Genomic DNA, 231 nt, shown 5'->3' with positions numbered 1-231 from the left:
GAGCAGAAATCACTGAGCACATCCCACGCCTTACGCTGTGTGGTCAGGTACGCATTACAGGTGATGCGCGGCTCCGTACCGCCAAAACCGTCCGGCACCGACTGGTCGCAGTACTGGCCGATGACATACAGCGCCCATTTATCCACATCCGCCACACCAAGACGTTTCCCCATGCCGTAGCGCGGATGGGTCAGCATATCCCACAGACACCAGGCCATGTTGTTGCTGTAT

Annotated in this window: 1 protein-coding gene; it reads right to left on the bottom strand. The window is 57.6% G+C overall.

The features are described 5' to 3' along the window. Positions 1 to 231, bottom strand: a 231-nt coding sequence (locus ATB02_RS25980) for a hypothetical protein (protein ID WP_198600620.1), incomplete at both ends; no start/stop codon positions are given.

The organism is Escherichia sp. MOD1-EC5189, from assembly GCF_002966045.1.
Classification (GTDB): domain Bacteria; phylum Pseudomonadota; class Gammaproteobacteria; order Enterobacterales; family Enterobacteriaceae; genus Escherichia; species Escherichia coli_F.
The sequence above is the reverse complement of the archived record's forward strand: the minus strand, read 5'-3'. Positions and strand labels throughout refer to the sequence as shown.